The organism is Shewanella sp. ULN5, assembly GCF_030731885.1.
Lineage (GTDB): Bacteria > Pseudomonadota > Gammaproteobacteria > Enterobacterales > Shewanellaceae > Shewanella > Shewanella holmiensis.
Map to the genome: position 1 here is coordinate 26,997 of NZ_JAPJEE010000011.1, position 18,121 is coordinate 45,117.

The 18,121-nt window shown below is 39.7% G+C and carries 15 protein-coding genes; 5 read left to right on the top strand and 10 right to left on the bottom strand.

The window, feature by feature from the left end; translation table 11 throughout:
- The first annotated feature begins 140 nt into the window (after positions 1–140).
- On the top strand, positions 141–356 hold the full coding sequence (locus ORI98_RS11695) for a sulfurtransferase TusA family protein (RefSeq protein ID WP_261296735.1): 216 nt from the start codon (positions 141–143) through the stop codon (positions 354–356).
- A 44-nt stretch (positions 357–400) separates the two neighbouring features.
- Positions 401–1,480 carry an AI-2E family transporter gene (locus ORI98_RS11700; protein WP_261296734.1) on the top strand — a complete coding sequence of 360 codons (1,080 nt, stop codon included), beginning with the start codon at positions 401–403 and terminating at the stop codon, positions 1,478–1,480.
- A gap of 28 nt (positions 1,481–1,508) precedes the next feature.
- Here ORI98_RS11700 and ORI98_RS11705 read toward each other — a convergent pair whose 3' ends face one another.
- The 7 genes from ORI98_RS11705 to ggt form a co-directional block, all read right to left on the bottom strand.
- Positions 1,509–1,769 (bottom strand): Rho-binding antiterminator, encoded by a 261-nt coding sequence (locus tag ORI98_RS11705; protein WP_261296733.1) that lies wholly within the window; start codon positions 1,767–1,769, stop codon positions 1,509–1,511.
- Between the two features lie 237 nt (positions 1,770–2,006).
- Positions 2,007–2,504, bottom strand: coding sequence for a histidine phosphatase family protein (locus tag ORI98_RS11710; protein WP_261296732.1), 498 nt, complete (start codon positions 2,502–2,504; stop codon positions 2,007–2,009).
- Positions 2,505–2,685: 181 nt separating this feature from the next.
- Positions 2,686–4,752 carry a bifunctional 2',3'-cyclic-nucleotide 2'-phosphodiesterase/3'-nucleotidase gene (locus ORI98_RS11715; protein ID WP_261296731.1) on the bottom strand — a complete coding sequence of 689 codons (2,067 nt, stop codon included), beginning with the start codon at positions 4,750–4,752 and terminating at the stop codon, positions 2,686–2,688.
- A gap of 231 nt (positions 4,753–4,983) precedes the next feature.
- Positions 4,984–7,170 carry a M3 family metallopeptidase gene (locus ORI98_RS11720; protein WP_306135323.1) on the bottom strand — a complete coding sequence of 729 codons (2,187 nt, stop codon included), beginning with the start codon at positions 7,168–7,170 and terminating at the stop codon, positions 4,984–4,986.
- 164 nt (positions 7,171–7,334) lie between these two features.
- A complete protein-coding gene (locus ORI98_RS11725) occupies positions 7,335–7,730 on the bottom strand; it encodes a phosphate ABC transporter substrate-binding protein (RefSeq protein ID WP_306135324.1) in 396 nt (131 codons plus the stop codon).
- Positions 7,731–7,744: 14 nt separating this feature from the next.
- Positions 7,745–8,920 (bottom strand): hypothetical protein, encoded by a 1,176-nt coding sequence (locus ORI98_RS11730; RefSeq protein WP_306135325.1) that lies wholly within the window; start codon positions 8,918–8,920, stop codon positions 7,745–7,747.
- Between the two features lie 745 nt (positions 8,921–9,665).
- Positions 9,666–11,384, bottom strand: coding sequence for a gamma-glutamyltransferase (ggt, locus tag ORI98_RS11735; protein ID WP_371931159.1), 1,719 nt, complete (start codon positions 11,382–11,384; stop codon positions 9,666–9,668).
- Between the two features lie 135 nt (positions 11,385–11,519).
- On the opposite strand from ggt, the gene ORI98_RS11740 reads away from it, so the two are divergent.
- A complete protein-coding gene (locus ORI98_RS11740) occupies positions 11,520–12,689 on the top strand; it encodes a GNAT family N-acetyltransferase (protein WP_261296727.1) in 1,170 nt (389 codons plus the stop codon).
- Positions 12,690–12,917: 228 nt separating this feature from the next.
- Here ORI98_RS11740 and ORI98_RS11745 read toward each other — a convergent pair whose 3' ends face one another.
- The 3 genes from ORI98_RS11745 to ORI98_RS11755 form a co-directional block, all read right to left on the bottom strand.
- Positions 12,918–13,535: a LysE family translocator gene (locus tag ORI98_RS11745; protein ID WP_261296726.1), complete on the bottom strand. Its 618-nt coding sequence runs from the start codon at positions 13,533–13,535 to the stop codon at positions 12,918–12,920.
- A gap of 104 nt (positions 13,536–13,639) precedes the next feature.
- Positions 13,640–14,680 (bottom strand): 4-hydroxyphenylpyruvate dioxygenase, encoded by a 1,041-nt coding sequence (gene hppD / locus ORI98_RS11750; protein WP_306135327.1) that lies wholly within the window; start codon positions 14,678–14,680, stop codon positions 13,640–13,642.
- A gap of 45 nt (positions 14,681–14,725) precedes the next feature.
- Positions 14,726–15,886, bottom strand: a complete 1,161-nt coding sequence (locus ORI98_RS11755) for a homogentisate 1,2-dioxygenase (RefSeq protein ID WP_306135328.1) — start codon at positions 15,884–15,886, stop codon at positions 14,726–14,728.
- A gap of 231 nt (positions 15,887–16,117) precedes the next feature.
- Here ORI98_RS11755 and ORI98_RS11760 point away from each other — a divergent pair, with 231 nt between their 5' ends.
- Entirely contained in the window at positions 16,118–17,047 is a 930-nt protein-coding gene (locus ORI98_RS11760; protein ID WP_306135329.1) for a LysR family transcriptional regulator, read from the top strand.
- Positions 17,048–17,244: 197 nt separating this feature from the next.
- Positions 17,245–18,000, top strand: coding sequence for a TIGR00266 family protein (locus ORI98_RS11765; protein WP_306135330.1), 756 nt, complete (start codon positions 17,245–17,247; stop codon positions 17,998–18,000).
- Positions 18,001–18,121: the final 121 nt, after the last annotated feature.

The window sequence follows — 18,121 nt, forward strand, 5'->3', positions numbered from 1 at the left end:
TGGTGAAAGATAATTTACTCAAACGACACCCTTAACGCTGATTATTATGTAGAGAAAACCGCACAAGAGTTTACTCTGTTAGCTTGTGGTTTGCTATGCAACTAAGGATAATAGCGTCAGTTTATTAAACGTAAATTATTATGAAACTGATAGATTTAACGACGTATCGTTGTCCATATCCTTTAGTACAGGTAAAACTGTTATTAAAGCAATTGCCACAAGGCGAAACATTGAAAGTTTTACTGTCAGACCCTGGTTCTTGCAAAGATGTTCCCGCTTGGGCTGAAAAAAACGGTTTTCATGTCAGTCTATTGCAACAAGATAAACGCACAATGGCAATTAATATCACTAAATAGGCCTATGTTAGGTTAATTTTTCTTCATTTATACAAGGTTTTGCAATGTTAGAGTTTTTAAAGGAATGGTACAAAACCCGTTTTAGTGATCCACAAGCGATTACATTAGTGTTTATTCTTGTTGGTATAACCTTAACCCTTTATTTTGGCGCTAGTTTGCTAGCACCACTGCTTGTGGCATTAGTGTTAGCTTTTTTATTAGAATGGCCCGTTGCTCAAATGTCAAAATTAGGCATTAATCGCACCGCTGGCGCTTCGATAGTATTGGTCGCTTTTCTCGGCTTAATGTTGATTCTTATTCTTGTTTTAATGCCAAGCATTTGGCGTCAGGGAGTAAGTTTAGTTGCTGATTTACCCAGTATGTTAGATAAGGGCATGCTAGTCATTCGAGATCTTAGCCGTGATTATCCAAAGTTTATCAGTGTAGAACAAATAGATGCTTCTATTAATGAGCTTAAAAAGCTACTTGATACTCAGCACCTGTTAGATTTTGGTAAACAGTTACTGGGTTTTTCTGCCTCATTACTTGTGCTCATGGTATACGCCATTTTAGTGCCATTATTAGTGTTTTTCTTTTTAAAAGATAAACATGAATTAATTCAAGGAAGTAAACGTTTTTTTCCTGCAAATCGCGGCTTGGCCAGTAAAGTTTGGTTTGAAATGGATCAACAGATTTTTAATTACATTCGCGGTAAAGTGATGGAAATTATTATCGTTGGCGTTGTGAGCTATGTGTTTTTTGCTGTGATGGGCTTACGTTATTCTGCACTACTAGGGGTGTTAACTGGATTATCAGTATTGATCCCTTACGTTGGTGCAACCTTAGTGACATTACCCATTGCATTAGTCGCGTTTGTGCAGTGGGGAATAGGACCTGAGTTCGGTTATTTGATGTTAGGCTACGGCATTATTCAGGCATTAGATGGCAATGTGTTAGTGCCTATATTATTCAGCGATGCTGTGGACTTACACCCAGTAATGATTATTGCCGCGGTACTGGTCTTTGGTGGTTTATGGGGAGTATGGGGAGTATTTTTTGCTATTCCATTAGCCTCGTTAGTCAAAGCCGTTATTAATGCTTGGCCACACCATAATGAAAAAAATGCGCCCCTTGATCTTGAATAGTTAGGCCTTGACACTTCACTTGGAAAAACTAGAAATGCACAATACTAAATTGTGCATTTTCATTTAATACCTTTATTGACTTTATGTCGGTCAGTATGACTTCGATATCAACACCATTAATCTGTTTGCCGTAAATGACCTCTTGTTTTATCGGCGTAGCAGTAAAACCTGTGGTGTTGAAGACCCCATTAATCTGTTGACCATTAATGAGCGTTATCAATACGGAGTACCGATATAAGCAGATGACTTCAATATAATCATAAAGGTGGCAAGCAAGAATTTTTGACATTCATCCTCCTGGGATAGATAAATCAATTTAACTAAAGTAGATCATTATTAGCAAAGCGTCCTAGCGAAGCCTAACTCTATGCAACTAAATAATGATTGAATTATGACTTTGTAATCTGCAGGTACATTGAGTTTAAATGGATAAATTTTTGTTGAGATAAAAAGTGAGATATTAAAAATGGCGTTTACATTGAAACGCCATTATTTTCGCAATCAGATGTCACAAGCTGTGCCAAGATTAATAACTGAATCGATACACTGAATTTGTTCTTTTACCATCAATGATATTGACTTCAATAAAATACAAACGATCATAGTCTTCGGTGTAATTCATTTTGTCAAAATCATCTAACTGGCTTAATTTTTTAGCTAATGCAATCATAGTATTGCCATGACCAACAATTAAGTAATGCCCAGGTTGCTGCATTAATGTTTGGCTGAATCCTGCAAGATCGCTTGGGTCATAGGACGTCACTGCTAAGTTTTGGTTTTTGGCCGTAGGCTCGGCGGTAAGTTGAGTGCGGCGGTAATCTGTGGAATACACTTTATCAAGTGGTATATGTTGCAGCATATCAGCAAGTCGTTGCGCTCTTAGTGTGCCTTGCTCATTTAATTCAGGATCACTGCCGGTTTGCTTCTCTCCGTGACGAACCAATATAAATGTCCATTTTTGAGCGTTATGATTGTCACTTTGAACTGTTGGGTTGGTTTGCGCTGAGCTAACGACTTGCGCCATGCTATTCATACTTAACAAGCTAAGACAAAAAACGGCAAAAATTTTAAAACGAGTTGATTTTAGATGATGAATCATGTGCATACATTCTAATAGGGAAGATGTGCTTAATCATAGCACCGGTATAGCCAATGTAAAATAATGCCCTACAAAGGTAGGGCATTGGTCTTTGTAACATCCAAAACTATCTTACTGGGTCATTTTGCAAATCGATACTATAAATTGCAAAACCGGCTATCGTCCCCTCAACCTGTTTTTTGACCATTTTACGTTGCTGATTAGATTGAATGAATGTGTCAGCTAATTCACTGTCTTGGGTTTCAAAGCGCACATCTAATTGAATTGATGTGTTGATGGTTTTGAAGTCCCAGTTGTAGTCCGCGGTCGGATTGACCGCCGAGTTATAACCACCACTACCATCTGGCTGTGATTGTGCAGTGATATAGGCTGCTAAAGCGGCACGATTTTCATCAGGAAGCTCTAAAATCACATGTTCAGGACCAGTTCCTGCGAATGCGCCGCCAAATGCGCGATAGTTGTTCGAAGCAACTATAAACTCCATTGCGTCTAGTTCATTGCCAGAAAATGAATTACCCTCAGTATCCGTATAGGTTAAATCTACAATACGGTTAGCGTCAGCATTAACCACTTTACAATTACGATCGAATTTAGATGGTTGTGTCACATCAATTTTGTACGTCACGCCATCGATAGTATCGAAATTATATGTTGGGTGGCCAGCTCGATTGATTAAGTTTTGTGGCGCAGTAATATTCGGATTGATTTGATTAAATTGATTTGCACTACACTCTAACCAATCTTTTAACTCTGCACCATTTGCTTTAACTGCAACCATAGTATTCGGGTACAAATACAAATCAGCAGCATTTTTATAGGTTAGATCGCCTTTTTCTACCATAACATATTGAGCAGCATCCCCTTCTGAGTATCTTCCACCCGCTTTGAAAGGTGCTGAGGCTGACAAGATTGGGAAATCTTTTAATTCTGATGGCAATTTTGCTTTTACGTTAGCAATTTGGGCATCAGATACAATTTGTACCGTAGGATCGTCTTGAACCAATGATAAGAAACTGTACATGTCACCGGTAGATTTACCTATTGGTTGGTTAACATATTCAAGTGTACCTTGGTGCTCTGCTGCAATGGCATCACGAATGCTGTCTTCGCCAGCCACCAATGGCGTTTTGCTAGCATTATCATAGATAGGGCGGGCCTCTGTTTGTGATTCATCGTGGATAACCACCCACTGGTTGTCTTGTTTACGCAGTTTTAAATCAACAATCCCTAAATTATCTCCCCAACGGCCAGGCATAACCGCGGGCACGCCATTTAATAGACCTTTTTCGACATCAGTATTTGGCAAGCTTGCATAATTAGCATGTGGGAAAATAGAATGACTGTGGCCAAACATAATTGCATCAATGCCATCTACATTGGTCAATGCGAATGTTGCATTTTCAGCCCAAGCATCGCCTGGGTTTTCAGGTGAACCAATGCCAGAATGGGGGATCGCAATAATCACATCTGCACCTTTGGCTTTCATTTCGGGTACATATTTGTTGGCCGCTTGGGTAATACCGATAGTTTCAACTTCACCTTCAAGGTTGGCTTTATCCCAAATCATGATTTGTGGTGGCACAAATCCGATATAACCAATGTTAATGGTATGTTCATTACCTTGGGTGTCGATAACGACTTTTTCTTTTATCAAATAAGGGCTGAACATTGGCTCTGAAAATTGAATGTCATTCCAACATCCCTGTTTATTTGCACAGATTACGTTAGCACTTATGTAAGGAAAATCAGCACCTTCAAGTGATTTTTCGAGGAAGTCTAATCCATAGTTAAACTCATGGTTACCAATATTCGCGACATCATATTCCAGTGTGTTCATCGCTTTGTAAGCGGGGTGAGTGTCATTTACACCTACGCTAGCCATGTAATCACCCATTGGGCTGCCTTGTAATAAATCGCCGTTATCCACTAACACTGAGTTGGTTACTTCATCTCGTGCGGCATTAATCAAACTAGCGGTACGAGCTAAACCGATAGTGGGATCGTTTTTACCTGAATAATAGTTAAAGTCCATGAGGTTAGTATGAAGATCAGTGGTTTCCATCACGCGTAAATCCACTTCAATTAAACCGACGCTGTCATCATCGTTGCTACCGCAAGCTGATAAACCGAGTGAGCTAGCGATAATAATCGCAAGTATTTTTTTGTTATGCATTGAAATATTTCCTGTTTGACCCCAGGGCGATATTGCCCTTGCTTTAATAACAACCATATGATTATATTTTGGTTTTTTATTTTTAAAGCGGGCAAATTATATCGAATTTCAATGAAGTAAATGTGACGTGAGTTTGTTTTTTCACGTATCAATTTGTTACTGATGTATTTTAAAACAGTTAAAAAAAACATCACAAATGATGTGATGTTTTTTTGATCAATCCAGAGGTGTTTAGTGTTTTTCTAACAACCCTCTTGAGCGAAGTAACGGTTCAATACCAGCATTTTTACCGCGGAATTCTTTGTAAAGTAACATAGGATCTGCACTACCACCGGTAGATAAGATATATTGACGGAACTTATCTGCGGTTTGCTTATCAAAAATGCCATTTTCTTTGAATGCTTCAAAGGCATCAGCACCTAAAATATCCGACCATAAATAGCTATAGTAGCCAGCGGAATAGCCTCCAGCAAAAATATGTGAGAAATAGGTACTGCGATAACGAGGAGCAATTTGTGGAATTAAGCCCATTTTAGTTAGCGAATTTTTTTCAAATTCTGCCGCATTATGAATGTCATTGCTTTTCAAGGTATGCCAGTCTAAGTCAAGATAAGTTGCAGCCATATACTCAACGGTTGAAAATCCCTGATTGAACTGACTTGCCGCTTGAATCTTCTCAACTAACGCTTGTGGGATCACTTCACCTGTTTGATAGTGTTTAGCAAACTGGGCCAGTACTTCAGGTTGAGTCATCCAGTTTTCCATGACTTGAGAAGGAAATTCTACATAGTCCCTTGGCACGTTAGTCCCAGATTGAGAGCGATACTTAACATCAGATAATAACCCGTGTAAGGCATGTCCAAATTCATGGAATAGGGTACTAGCCTCGTCAAAGGTTAATAAGGCGGGTTCACCAGCGGCGGGACGTGGATAGTTCAATACGTTTACAATAATAGGCTTTGATTCTACACCATTCATGTTGTATTGCTGGCGATAAGCATTCATCCAAGCTCCGCCACGCTTTGAACCGCGGACAAAGTAATCACCCATAAAGATACCCATTAAACTGCCATCTTTATCATAAACTTCCCAAGTGCGAACATCTGGGTGATATTTGGGTAAGTCAGTGCGTTCTTTAACCATAATACCAAATAAACGATTGGCGGTATAAAATACACCTTCAAGTGTGCTTTCTAGTGAGAAATAAGGCTTTGTTTGTTGTTCGTTAAAGTCATATCTAGCAACACGGATTTTATCTGAGTAATACCACCAGTCCCATGCTTCAAGCTTGAAGCCACCATTTTCACTATCAATCACTTTTTGTAAGTCATTAGCTTCGGCTTTAGCTTGCTCTAAAGCGGCGGGCCAGACTTTATTCAAAAGGTCATACACATTTTCAGGGGTTTTAGCTGTTCGATTTTCAAGTACAAAATGGGCGTGAGTTTCATACCCCATTAATTTTGCACGCTCAGCGCGTAAGGCCGCAATTTTAGCTAAGGTTGTTTTATTGTCATGGGCATTATCGTTATTGGCTTGTGAGATGTAGGCTTTGTATATTTTCTCACGCAATTGACGATTATCGGCATAGGTTAAGAAAGGCGTAATTGAGGGGCGATGAATAGTGAACACCCATTTACCTTCATGACCGAGTTTAATGGCTTTTTGGGCTGCAGTGTTAATTGCGTCATCAGGCAAGCCGGCTAAATCTTTCTTGTTATCAATAACTAATTGGAATGCGTTGTTTTCTGCAAGCACATTATCACCAAACTCTAAGTTTAACTTACCAATTTGTTCGTTTAAATCGCGCAGCTTTTGTTTGTCTGCAACCGATAAGTTTGCGCCACCTCGGGTAAATGATTTGTAGGTATCTTCTAATAACTTGCTTTGTGCCACGTTTAAATTCAGTGCGTCTTTTTGTAAATAAACCGATTTTACACGTTGAAATAATCGATCATTTAAGAAAATATCATCGCTTGCTGAAGATAACATCGGTGAAACTGTTTTTGAGATTTCTTGTAATTCAGGATTGGTATGCGCACCAGTGAGGTTATAAAACACACTGATAACCTTAGTTAATAAATCTCCTGAAAATTCCATTGCTTCGATAGTATTGGCAAAAGTAGCAGGCTGCGGATTCTGAGCTATGTTTGTGATTTGTAGCTTTTGCTCAGCAATACCCGCTTCAAATGCTGGTAAATAATGTTCAGGTTTAATTTTATCAAAATCCGGGATCCCAAAAAAAGTATCATACGGTTTGAAAAAAGGATTATGAGCATGTTGAGACACAGCCGTATTTTGATGCTCGGCATTTGATTGTGCTGAATTTAACGCTAAGCTAGAGTCGCTGCTTGAACAGGCACTTAATGCAATGGCCAAAGAAACAGCTGTGACAATTGGTTTGAGGGTTAAGCCCTTCATTATTATTCCCTTCTATATTATTAGTGTATTTTTCAGGGATTATTTTAATGGTTTTAAAATTTTTTTTAGCTTTAGTTTGTAACAAAAAAAAAACGATGTAATGCACAATTGCATTACATCGCTTTGATACAAGGCCAATATTACTTGGCTTAAATCCATTAAGATTAAGGTTTTAAAATGACTTTCACGGTGCCATCAACATCAGCTTCATCAATATAACCAATAGCATTTGGGTTTGATGCTACAGCGGCTTTCATTGCAGCAGCTGAGGCGACTGTTGCTGGTGGATTACCTTTACCAGTAAACACCTGCTTAGACCAAAATGCCTTCAATTGTGCATCAGATTTACCAGTAACAGTGCTATGAAACTCTGAGCGAGTGTTATTGCCTTCATCTAATTCATACACAACTAAACTATTATCGCCTTTGCCTAAAAATGCTTTTTTAGCATCTGACATCGACATATCACCAGCAGCATTATTACCAATAACAACTACACCTGCTGAGGCCGTAAATGCAACACCTAAACTGAGCGCGAATACACAGAATAACTTTTTCATATCATCGCTCCTTTTTAAAATACTGCATCGAATTTGACGGTATACACTAAAGTATCATCGAATTGGAATTGTTTAGTGAATGGATTGATCACAGGGTTAGTTTCTAAGCCTCCATTTGTATCACCAAAGTCTGTTGCATAGGTTAAATCAAATTTTATTGCAACATTATCAATGGCATCCCATCGTAAACCCAAACTGTAAGCTGTACGTTTCTCATTTAAACCAAGAGAAAGTGGTAGGGCTAATTGTGGTGGCAGATTAGAACGGACATCGTCATCAGTGGTTTTAACATAGGCAATAGTAGCATAGGGGGTAAACGATTTAATTCGATACCCAACCGTTAAATAACCTGATGCGTGGTCAGATAATAAACCATCAATTTCAACGGTAGTCCATTCAGCAATAGCAATAACAGAACCATTGTCGAAACTGCCACCCAAACCGTTGAATACAGCTTGTTCATTATCAATAATTAAACCATTGGCTTCGCCATCTAAGTCGGTTTGACCATATACGGCTCGGAAAGTCCATGTAAGATCTGTCCAAGAAACATTGGCACCCATGATGTTTGATAAATCGAGATCGCTATTTGGCACGGTTGATTCACCACCAAAACCTTGAAGGGTTAATGTCGAATCTTCAAATTCAAAATCGTATGAAATATCACCACCTGTGTAGGATGAGAAAGGAACTTGGTCATAGACTTCAGTAGGTGGACGAGCAAATGGCTGTGCATAACCCACATCTAAGTAATCAGAATACATAAACAAGGGGACGCGCAGTTTACCACCACGAATTTTGGTTCCATTATCAAAACGATGAGATAAATAAGCCCATTCTGCTTCGACATCCCAATCATTTTCGCCTTTCATCATCAACTGTAAAACAGCCTGAGTCTGGTTACTGATATTGAAAGTACCTTGAAAACCAATTTTGCTGTCTTGAGAAAAGTCAGCGCTAGAAGAGGCTCCGTTATAACCAGCATCATTATCAGAGCTGATGTAAGCACCACTGATAAAGCCGTTAAAGTTAAACTTTTCGGTTAAACTTTTGGTTTGTTGAGCTTGTAAAGCCTGAACTTGTTGTTCTAGTTTTGCTACTTTTGCATCGGTAGCTTCATCTGCAAACGCTGCAGCAGGTACTAATGCAATAGAAATCGCTACCGAAAGCGCTTTCACGTTAAAGTGCATAGGGTTACTCCTTTATCATCACTCAAAGTGCCCAAAGGGCTTATTTTTATGTTAGCTATACTTATATAGCTAATTTTTTGATATCTCACCAATTTATAAGTCAGTTATCGAATTTTAAATTCATAAATATAGCTTAAATCGATTTATGTCTATTTTTATAGCTGAGGTGAATTTGTCGATAATTGTATGCTTTAGCATCAATCATATGACAGATTCAAAAGTAATATCTATATAATCAATGCCTTACTCTTTTAAAGCCACTCGGCTATTTTACGCCATGATGTTTATCATATAGGTACCACAACAATAATACGCATACTTATCGACTAGTTAGTGCATTTACTTTAACATTTTTCACAAAATCATCCAAAATCAATACTGGTTGGGATGGGCTACATAAATTAACCTCTCGCTAGGGATATTAAATACACATCAAACTATCTTTTGCATAGCTATCTGTGTATTTACTTGCAATAGGCCAGCTATAGACGCGCTAATTCGCCTTGTTATTTGCATGCAATTCGAGCTTGTCTATAAGTGGTTTAATAACTAAATTTCAATTAGTTATCACATAACCCGATTTGAGGTTTAATGAATAATGATGCAGGTTTGTGTTTAAGGCTGATATAGAAGTGGTTTTGAGTAGATTTGACTGTAAATTTTAGGATAGTTGTTAACTCTATCTTGTTATGCAAAAGGGCAGAGAGCGCATACATCAACACTCTCTGACCAACAGGTGAATGCCTTAGTAACCAACGGCGGCAGATCCCGCTCGACGAGGATCGGATGATCCATATTTACCTTGTTCAGTTATCATAATTGATTGCGTGCTGCCAATAGATTGTTGCACTTTCACTTTATGGCCTTTGGCTTCAAGTAAAGAAATAGTGTCTTGATTCAAACTACGTTCAACCCACAAATAGTCAGGTAACCATTGATGATGCACCCTTGCAGCAGCACTGGCTTCGGCAATGTTAAGCTGGTGATCAATTACATTCATAATGATTTGCAGTGTGATATTAATAATTCTTGAGCCACCAGGACTGCCGGTAACTAAAAAGGGTTTATTGTCTTTCATGACTATGGTTGGACTCATTGAGCTAAGCGGGCGTTTATATCCCTTGACTGAATTAGCATCTCCGCCAATAAGACCGTAGCCATTGGGTACACCAGGCTTAACCGAAAAGTCGTCCATTTCATTATTGAGTAAAATGCCAGTGCCTTTTGCTACCAGCCCAGAACCATAACTGAAGTTAAGCGTATAGGTGTTTGACACGGCATTGCCCCATTTATCGACCACTGAGTAATGGGTGGTTTGTGGGCTTTCATACCCATTGATATTACCGGGTTTTATTTCGCTACTTGGGGTAGTTTTATTCAAGGCTATTTTGTTTGCTATGTTATGGGCATAGTCTTTGTTAATGAGGTTGTTAATGGGGACGTCGACAAAATCAGGATCACCTAAAAACTCACTGCGATCAGCATAGGCATATTTCATTGATTCAGCCATGACATGTAATGTTTGAGCGGTATTATGGCCAAATTTATCAATGGGAAATTGTTCTAACACATTAAGCATTTCAATGATGTGAAGCCCACCTGATGACGGCGGTGGCATAGAAACAACTTCATAGCCTCGATAGGTACCACGGATAGGTTCTCGTTCAACGACCTTGTAATTTGCAAGATCCTTGAGCGTCATGACACCACCAGCTTGCTGAACCGAGGCGACAATCTTTTCTGCTGTTTCGCCTTGGTAAAAGCCTTTACTGCCTAGCTTGGAAATCAATGACAATGAATGGGCTAATTCCGGTTGGATTAATTGGTCACCGACCTCAAAGTTACTGCCATCAGGTCGATAGAAAATAGCCGTTGAACTTGGCCATTGGGAGATTCTATTTTTAGTGCCGACCAATGAATTGGCAAGATCTGATGTTATCTCAATGCCATTTTTAGCCAGTTCTATAGCCGGAGCAACAATTTGCTGTAATGACATGGTGCCATATTGCTTTAACGCCAGTTCCATTCCCATAACCGTACCCGGAACACCAACGGCAAGGCCGTGTTCTCGACTTAATTTATCAACAGCATTGCCTTTTTCATCGAGAAAAATATCTTTGTGTGCTTTACCTGGCGCAGTTTCGCGATAATCAATAGCAATGGTTTTGTTATCTTTTGCGATGTGAACAAGCATAAAACCACCGCCGCCAATGTTCCCTGCGCGTGGCAAGGTAACCGCAAGTGCAAACCCAACCGCCACAGCAGCATCAACGGCATTACCACCTTGCTTAAGGATATCAATGCCAATTTGACTGGCGATAGCTTCTTGACTGACAACCATGCCATGTTTAGCAAAAATAGGCTGGGCGGTAGCCATTTCACTGAAGATTGAATCCTCATTTGCGTTAACATACGATGGATAAAAACTGGCTGTGGTTAAACTGAAACTGACCACGGCTGACAGCAATAATGGGGTAAATTTGATAGTTGAATGCACGGATAATCCTTAAGTCGTTCCCTGAATCATTCGACTGTGCCATAGCTGCAATAAAATTGGTATGCTGTAGCGGAAAATTGGTTAAATAATAAGGGTAAAGCATTGCAGCAAGCATTTAACATAGCTGAAATTAACAATATCGATGAGATTGGTAAAGCGCAGTGGCAGCAATGTTTTAGCGATGATAACCCATTTATTAGATTTGAGTTTTTACAGGGGCTTGAAAGGGCTGGTTGTGTGGGAGCCGCCTCAGGCTGGAAAGTATGTCATCTTGTAATCAAAGAAGCCGCAACCCATCAAGTGCGCGCCATTGTGCCAATGTATGAGAAAAACCATTCGTGGGGCGAATATGTATTTGATTGGGCGTGGGCAGAAGCCTATGAGCGCAACCAACTAGCTTATTATCCCAAATTAGTTACCAGTGTGCCGTTTATTCCCGCCACAGGTCAACGATTTGGGTTTGATATAGGTGTGTCTCAATCCATGCGTAAGGTCATATTAATGGCAATTTGCGAATACCTCGAGCAAAAAATGCTTAAATACGATTACTCATCTTGGCATGGCTTGTTTATCAATCAAGAGGAACAGGCTTTATGGCCGCAAAATATTGGCATTACACGTAAAGGCACTCAGTTTCATTGGTTGAACAAGGGATATAGAGATTTTGACGATTTTCTAGCTTCAATGACATCCAGAAAACGTAAAAATATCAACAAAGAGCGCCAATCGTTATCTGCGCAACAGTTGAATTTTACGTTTGTTTCAGGTGTCGATGCCACCCTAGCGCAGTGGCATCACTTTATAAGATGTTATCAATTGACCTACCAAAAACGCTCTGGTCATCAAGGCTATTTAAATGAGGCGTTTTTTTTGGGGCTGCGACAATCTATGGGGGAGGCTATTCGATTATTGATTGTGACAGATTGCCATCAACAAATGATTGCAGCCGCACTGTTTTTTGTGTCTAAAACTCATTTATACGGCCGGTATTGGGGGACGTTGGTTGAGATTGATGGGCTGCATTTTGAAACTTGTTATTATCAGGGTATAGATTATGCGATTAACAACAACTTGGGTGTATTTGATGCTGGGGCTCAGGGCGAGCATAAAGTCGCAAGAGGATTTGAGCCAATAGCGACTTATTCAAAACATCTGGTTACTCACTCAGCATTTAACGATGCAATTAATGATTACTGTCAGCAAGAACAGCGGCACATTACCATATATATGGCACAGATTGCACAGCAGCTGCCATTTAAAAATAAGTCATAATGACAGTTCATTCACTCAGCCGAAAACAATGCTTGAGCAATTTTAAATTGATACAGTTTGAGCGGGTAGAGCTGTTGTTTGTATAGCAGTAACATATTTCGCTAAAGACCTTACATCAGATCTTGCGCCGTAGTTTACTATCAAAATAAAAAGCTTAACTCGGAAAAGTGCGACCATTAAATACTATTTGCCACTCAGAAAGGTTTCACATTAGAGGATAAATAGACATTATCCCAATGCTAACCAGATCCCTACCAGTAACATTAAGCTGCCCGCAATACGATTCATCCAGCGAATATTATCGCCTCGGGATAAAAACAATCGCAGGCTTTTGCCGCCACTAGCGTAGGCAAGCATAGATAAAGACTCAGTCACCATAATAATGCCAAGCAACACAAACAATTGTGGAGCAACAGGCTTATCAAGGGTAATAAATGGTGGCAATAAAGAAATCATGAATGCCCAGCCCTTAGGATTAGCAATTGCAGTAATAAATCCTTGGCTGACTAAACTTAACCTGCGAGTATTAACTTGCTGACCGTCTATCACCGCCATTTTACCCCGAGCTCGCCACATATTAATGCCGATATAACAAAGATAAGCGCCTCCAACCCACTTTAAAATATCAAACATTTGTGGGTAGTTAAGCATAATGCTGGCAACCCCTAAAACGGCAGCTATGGCCACAATGGCAACACCAACTAGTTCACCTATCATCATCCATAACGTCCGGCGCACACCAATACTCATACCTAATGTCATAGCTAGTGTCATGCACATGCCTGGGGTGATAGAGACAAAAAAGAAGGTTGGAATAAACACAGCGAGTACAGCGTAATCAGGCATATATAAGGTCTTTATCAATAAGTAAGCAGTGAGTGTAATCCGCTTAATAAACAAAAACCAGCGCTCGGCTGGTTTTTGTAAAACGAAGTTTCGTTATGATGTTATTACAACACACCACGGCGAACTTGGTCGCGTTCGATTGATTCGAAAAGCGCTTTAAAGTTGCCTTCACCAAAACCTAGGTTATTTTTACGTTGAATGATCTCGATAAAAATAGGACCAAATAGGTTTTTAGTGAAAATTTGCAACAAATAACCATCATCATCACCGTCGACTAAAATTTGATGATGTTTAATACGTTCACGGTCTTCAGTGATTTGAGGTAGCTTATCGAAAATCGTGTCGTAGTATTCAGGAATGATATCCAAGGTTTTAATTGCTGTGCCTTCCATCGCATCCAAAGATGCCACGATATCACGGCTTCTAAAGGCTAAATGCTGAACTCCAGGACCATTATACTCACCTAAATACTCATCAATTTGGTTGTTATTGTTGCCTTTACCTTCATTGATAGGAATACAAAAACTGCCATCTGGTGAACGCAGTGCATAAGACACTAATGCCGTTTGAGCACCGCTTATGTCAAAGTAGCGTACTTCAGTGAAACCAAAAATATCCTTATAGAAGTTAGCCCATTTATCCATAGTGCCTTTATAGACATTATTGGTTAAGTGGTCGACTTCCATAAAGCCTTTTTCTGGAGTGATGATTGGTTCATCTAAATCAACAAAATCAGTAGCATAAATATTGTTATCAGCACCAAAGGTGTCGATAAAATAGATCAAGCTATCGCCAATACCATAAATAGCTGGGTAGGCCATGTCTTTTTCAGACTCTGCTGCAGGCTTTGCACCACGCTCAACTGCCAATTTAAATGCTAATTGCGCATCTTCCACTCTCCAACCCATTGAACAAATTGCAGGACCGTGTGACTTAGCAAATTCTGCCGAGAATCCGGCACGACTTTTATTCAATAAAAAGTTAATGTCATTTTGCTTATAGTAAGTGATATCGTGCTCTTTGGCTTTCTTTAACATAGAGAAACCAAAATCAAGAAACACTTGATGCATAAAGTCGGTATCTGGGCTGGCAAATTCAGTAAATTCGATGCCTAAAAGTCCCAGTGGGTTTTGTTCGCTTGCCATGTTGTTATTCCTCGTTATATTTCAACGCGCTTCACACTGAGTGACTTAGTTTTCTAACCAAGAGCGGTTGTAGTCTTCACTCATGCAATTTTTAACATGGGAAGTAAGATTAAGTGGGGCGAAAGTATCGACCATCACTGCGTATTCGTAAGTGTCTTTTTTGCCGATAGATGCTTCAGTTCGGCCAGGCTGTGGGCCATGTGGCACGCCTTTTTGATGTAACGTCATGAAGCCTGCTTCAATACCTGTACGACTCATAAAATCACCATCGACATAATATAAGACTTCATCACTGTCGATATTGTTATGGTAATAAGGCGCGGGTATTGATTTTGGGTGGAAATCATATGGACGTGGTACAAAATTACACACCACAAAATTATGTGCGGTAAACACTAAATGATCCGAAGGTGGTAAGTGGATTTTACCTACTTTGGGTGCATACTCAGCGATATTAAATGCCCAAGGATAAACACAGCCATCCCAACCGACTAGGTCAAATGGATGCCATTCCAAAGTCATTTGCTGATATTTATCACCAAACTTACACACCAAAGGAAATTCACCTTTTTCTACAATGGCATCGGTTAATTCAGGTGTGCGAATATCACGTTCACAATAGGGCGCTGATTCAAGTAATTGGCCATATTCATTACGGAAATGTTTAGGCACTTCAACCATAGAAAACGACTCAATAACAAATAAACGTACATTACTGTAATCATTGAAGGTTAATTGATAAGTTGTGCCACGAGGGATAACTAAATAATCCCACTTTTTGACTTCAATGACTCCATATTCGCTGAGTAATTGACCTTCGCCCTCATGTACAAATACCACTTCGTCAGCATAGGCATTACGGTAAAACTCATTGGTGCTATTAGTCACCTTTGCAGTGTAGAGGGCTACATCACTGTTATAAAATATTTTGTTACGGCTACTAAAAAAATTACCCTCACAATCAGCGATGCGAGAATCTAGCTTATAATTTTGAATGAGTGAGTCTTGCCACTCTTGTCCATGGTCTACAGTATAAGGCACCACACTGATCGCCTTCGTCGGCATATTATGGTGGTATTTATTAGAATAAATATTTGAGAAACCATGGGTTGAGAATAATTCTTCTCGGTACAGCTCGCCATTGTCTTTTTCGAATGCGATATGGCGCTTTGTGGGGATCTCGCCTTGTTTTACATAAAATGGCATAACAGCTTCCTTAACCCGATGATACAAACACTCAATCTCATCTAACGCACGATTAGCGAAAATAATGTGATCTATGTTGCATAGATTCATTCAATTTAGTTGCTTGGATGAACAAAAAAAAGAATAATAAACCGTTAGACTTAATCAGTTTTTTAGATTGTATTTAAATTGATACACCTCTGGCAGTTATTCGATACAAAAATCGAATTTTACACGATAAAGGACAGTTTTATGCGCATAGATGTAGATGCATTTAAGGTTTTACAGGTATTAGTTGAAGAAGGGAGTTTTGCTAAAGCCTCTGAAAAACTGCATAAGGCACAGTCTGCGGTGAGTTATCAGGTTAAAAAGTTAGAGCAGCATCTTGGCGTGAGCCTATTTAACCGTGATCAATATCGTGCTGAGTTAACTCCAGAGGGACGAGTGATTTTGGCAGAAGGACAACGCTTGTTGCAGCATTTAGCGAATATAGAGCATCTTGCTAGTCGCTTTAGTCAAGGCTGGGAGCCTAAGTTAGAGTTAGTGATTGATGGCGCGTTACCTATGGAACCCATCATGACAGCTTTAAAACGCATGGCCGAGCATAAAGTGCCAACCAAGATACAATTGAATATGGAGTTTTTGGGGGGCGTGCAACACAGGTTTGAGCGTGATAATGCCGATCTTATGCTGGTAAAAGATTATCTAGCTGGTCCCAATTACCATCCTAAAGCATTGCCGACTATTACCAGTATTTTGGTTGCCAGTTGCCAACACCCCTTGGTTGCCCTTAAAAATGTCACTCTAACCGAACTACAACAACACGTTGAGTTGACTATTCAAGATTCGTCACCGCAAAGATTAGTTCGAGATGAAATGCAGTTTGGTGGAGATAAAGTGTTTTATTTGTCGGGGTTTATTATGAAAAAAAATGCCCTGTTAAAAGGACTCGGTTTTGGTTGGATGCCAGCATTTTTAATTCAAGAGGAATTACAGTCCCATCAATTAAAACCCGTTGATTTTATTGGCGGTAATCGATTCAGTTTTACACCACAATTGGTTTCGACACTTGAACGGCCATTAGGGAGAGCTGGACAGTTATTCACAGAGTTAATTCTTGATGAGTTTACCCGCTTTGAGTTTCAAGGTTCCAAAGAGTTAAATACAACAGGGCTAGGATGATTTAGGTAACATATGGCTCAGATGGATTCAATATCACAGGCCATTCTACTTAATATTATCTTGTAAAATGCCTAGCAGAGCGGTTCATCAACAAGATATCGGCGTGTTAAGCTGAAATACAATGTTGACATATTATGTCAACACCTTTAAGTTGTTTGAATAATTAATTCAGAAATTCTATGTTACAGGAGTGACTAATGAGTAAGCAGTGCCACGAAGTGGATTTTGAAATCATCGGCTCAAGTATGCAGTTAGTCGAAATTGAACTCGATCCGCAAGAAACCGTCATCGCTGAAGCTGGGGCGATGAATTATATGGAGCAGGATATCGCCTTTGAAGCTAAAATGGGCGATGGCTCAGAACCTGAATCAGGTTTTTTCGGAAAAATACTCGGTGCGGGGAAACGCGCATTAACTGGTGAGAGTATTTTTATGACTCATTTTACTAATGAGGGCCATGGAAAACGTAAAGTTGCATTTGCAGCCCCTTATCCTGGTAGTGTGTTGGCCGTCGATTTGTCAAAGCATCAAGGCGAAATCATTTGCCAAAAAGACAGTTTTTTAGCCGCGGCTTTAGGCACTAATGTCACGATGAAATTCAATCGTCGCTTAGGCGCAGGATTTTTTGGCGGTGAAGGTTTCATACTACAAAGTTTGAAAGGTGATGGCATGGTGTTTATTCATGCTGGTGGCACCTTGATAAAAAAAGAACTAAAAGGCGAAGTACTGAGAGTAGACACTGGCTGTTTAGTGGGTTTCTCACCAGGTATAGATTATGACATTCAACGTTCTGGCTCATTAAAATCAATGGTTTTTGGTGGTGAAGGGCTATTTTTAGCCACGTTACAAGGCCATGGAACTGTCTGGCTACAATCATTACCTTTCTCGCGTATGGCAGATCGTATTATCGCTCATGCACCTTCAAAAGGCGGTATTGCCCAGGGCGAACAGTAATAAATATCCATGACTGTTACTGAGGCCTGTTAAACTTCGAGGTTATTTCAGTGAGTGGTTGGTCATTATTACTAGGCAGAGTTGCAGTTTAGAGATGCTACATAATAAGTCGATAACCGGT

Coding starts and splice junctions, on each gene's coding strand:
- ORI98_RS11705 (WP_261296733.1), bottom strand. CDS start 1,769: ATGTCAAAAATTCTTGCTTGCCACCTTTATGATTATATTGAAGTCATC.
- ORI98_RS11715 (WP_261296731.1), bottom strand. CDS start 4,752: ATGCATAACAAAAAAATACTTGCGATTATTATCGCTAGCTCACTCGGT.
- ORI98_RS11755 (WP_306135328.1), bottom strand. CDS start 15,886: ATGCCATTTTATGTAAAACAAGGCGAGATCCCCACAAAGCGCCATATC.
- ORI98_RS11710 (WP_261296732.1), bottom strand. CDS start 2,504: ATGGCGCAAGTCGTTAGCTCAGCGCAAACCAACCCAACAGTTCAAAGT.
- ORI98_RS11725 (WP_306135324.1), bottom strand. CDS start 7,730: ATGAAAAAGTTATTCTGTGTATTCGCGCTCAGTTTAGGTGTTGCATTT.
- ORI98_RS11745 (WP_261296726.1), bottom strand. CDS start 13,535: ATGCCTGATTACGCTGTACTCGCTGTGTTTATTCCAACCTTCTTTTTT.
- ORI98_RS11760 (WP_306135329.1), top strand. CDS start 16,118: ATGCGCATAGATGTAGATGCATTTAAGGTTTTACAGGTATTAGTTGAA.
- ORI98_RS11765 (WP_306135330.1), top strand. CDS start 17,245: ATGAGTAAGCAGTGCCACGAAGTGGATTTTGAAATCATCGGCTCAAGT.
- ORI98_RS11700 (WP_261296734.1), top strand. CDS start 401: ATGTTAGAGTTTTTAAAGGAATGGTACAAAACCCGTTTTAGTGATCCA.
- ORI98_RS11720 (WP_306135323.1), bottom strand. CDS start 7,170: ATGAAGGGCTTAACCCTCAAACCAATTGTCACAGCTGTTTCTTTGGCC.
- ORI98_RS11695 (WP_261296735.1), top strand. CDS start 141: ATGAAACTGATAGATTTAACGACGTATCGTTGTCCATATCCTTTAGTA.
- ORI98_RS11730 (WP_306135325.1), bottom strand. CDS start 8,920: ATGCACTTTAACGTGAAAGCGCTTTCGGTAGCGATTTCTATTGCATTA.
- hppD (WP_306135327.1), bottom strand. CDS start 14,680: ATGGCAAGCGAACAAAACCCACTGGGACTTTTAGGCATCGAATTTACT.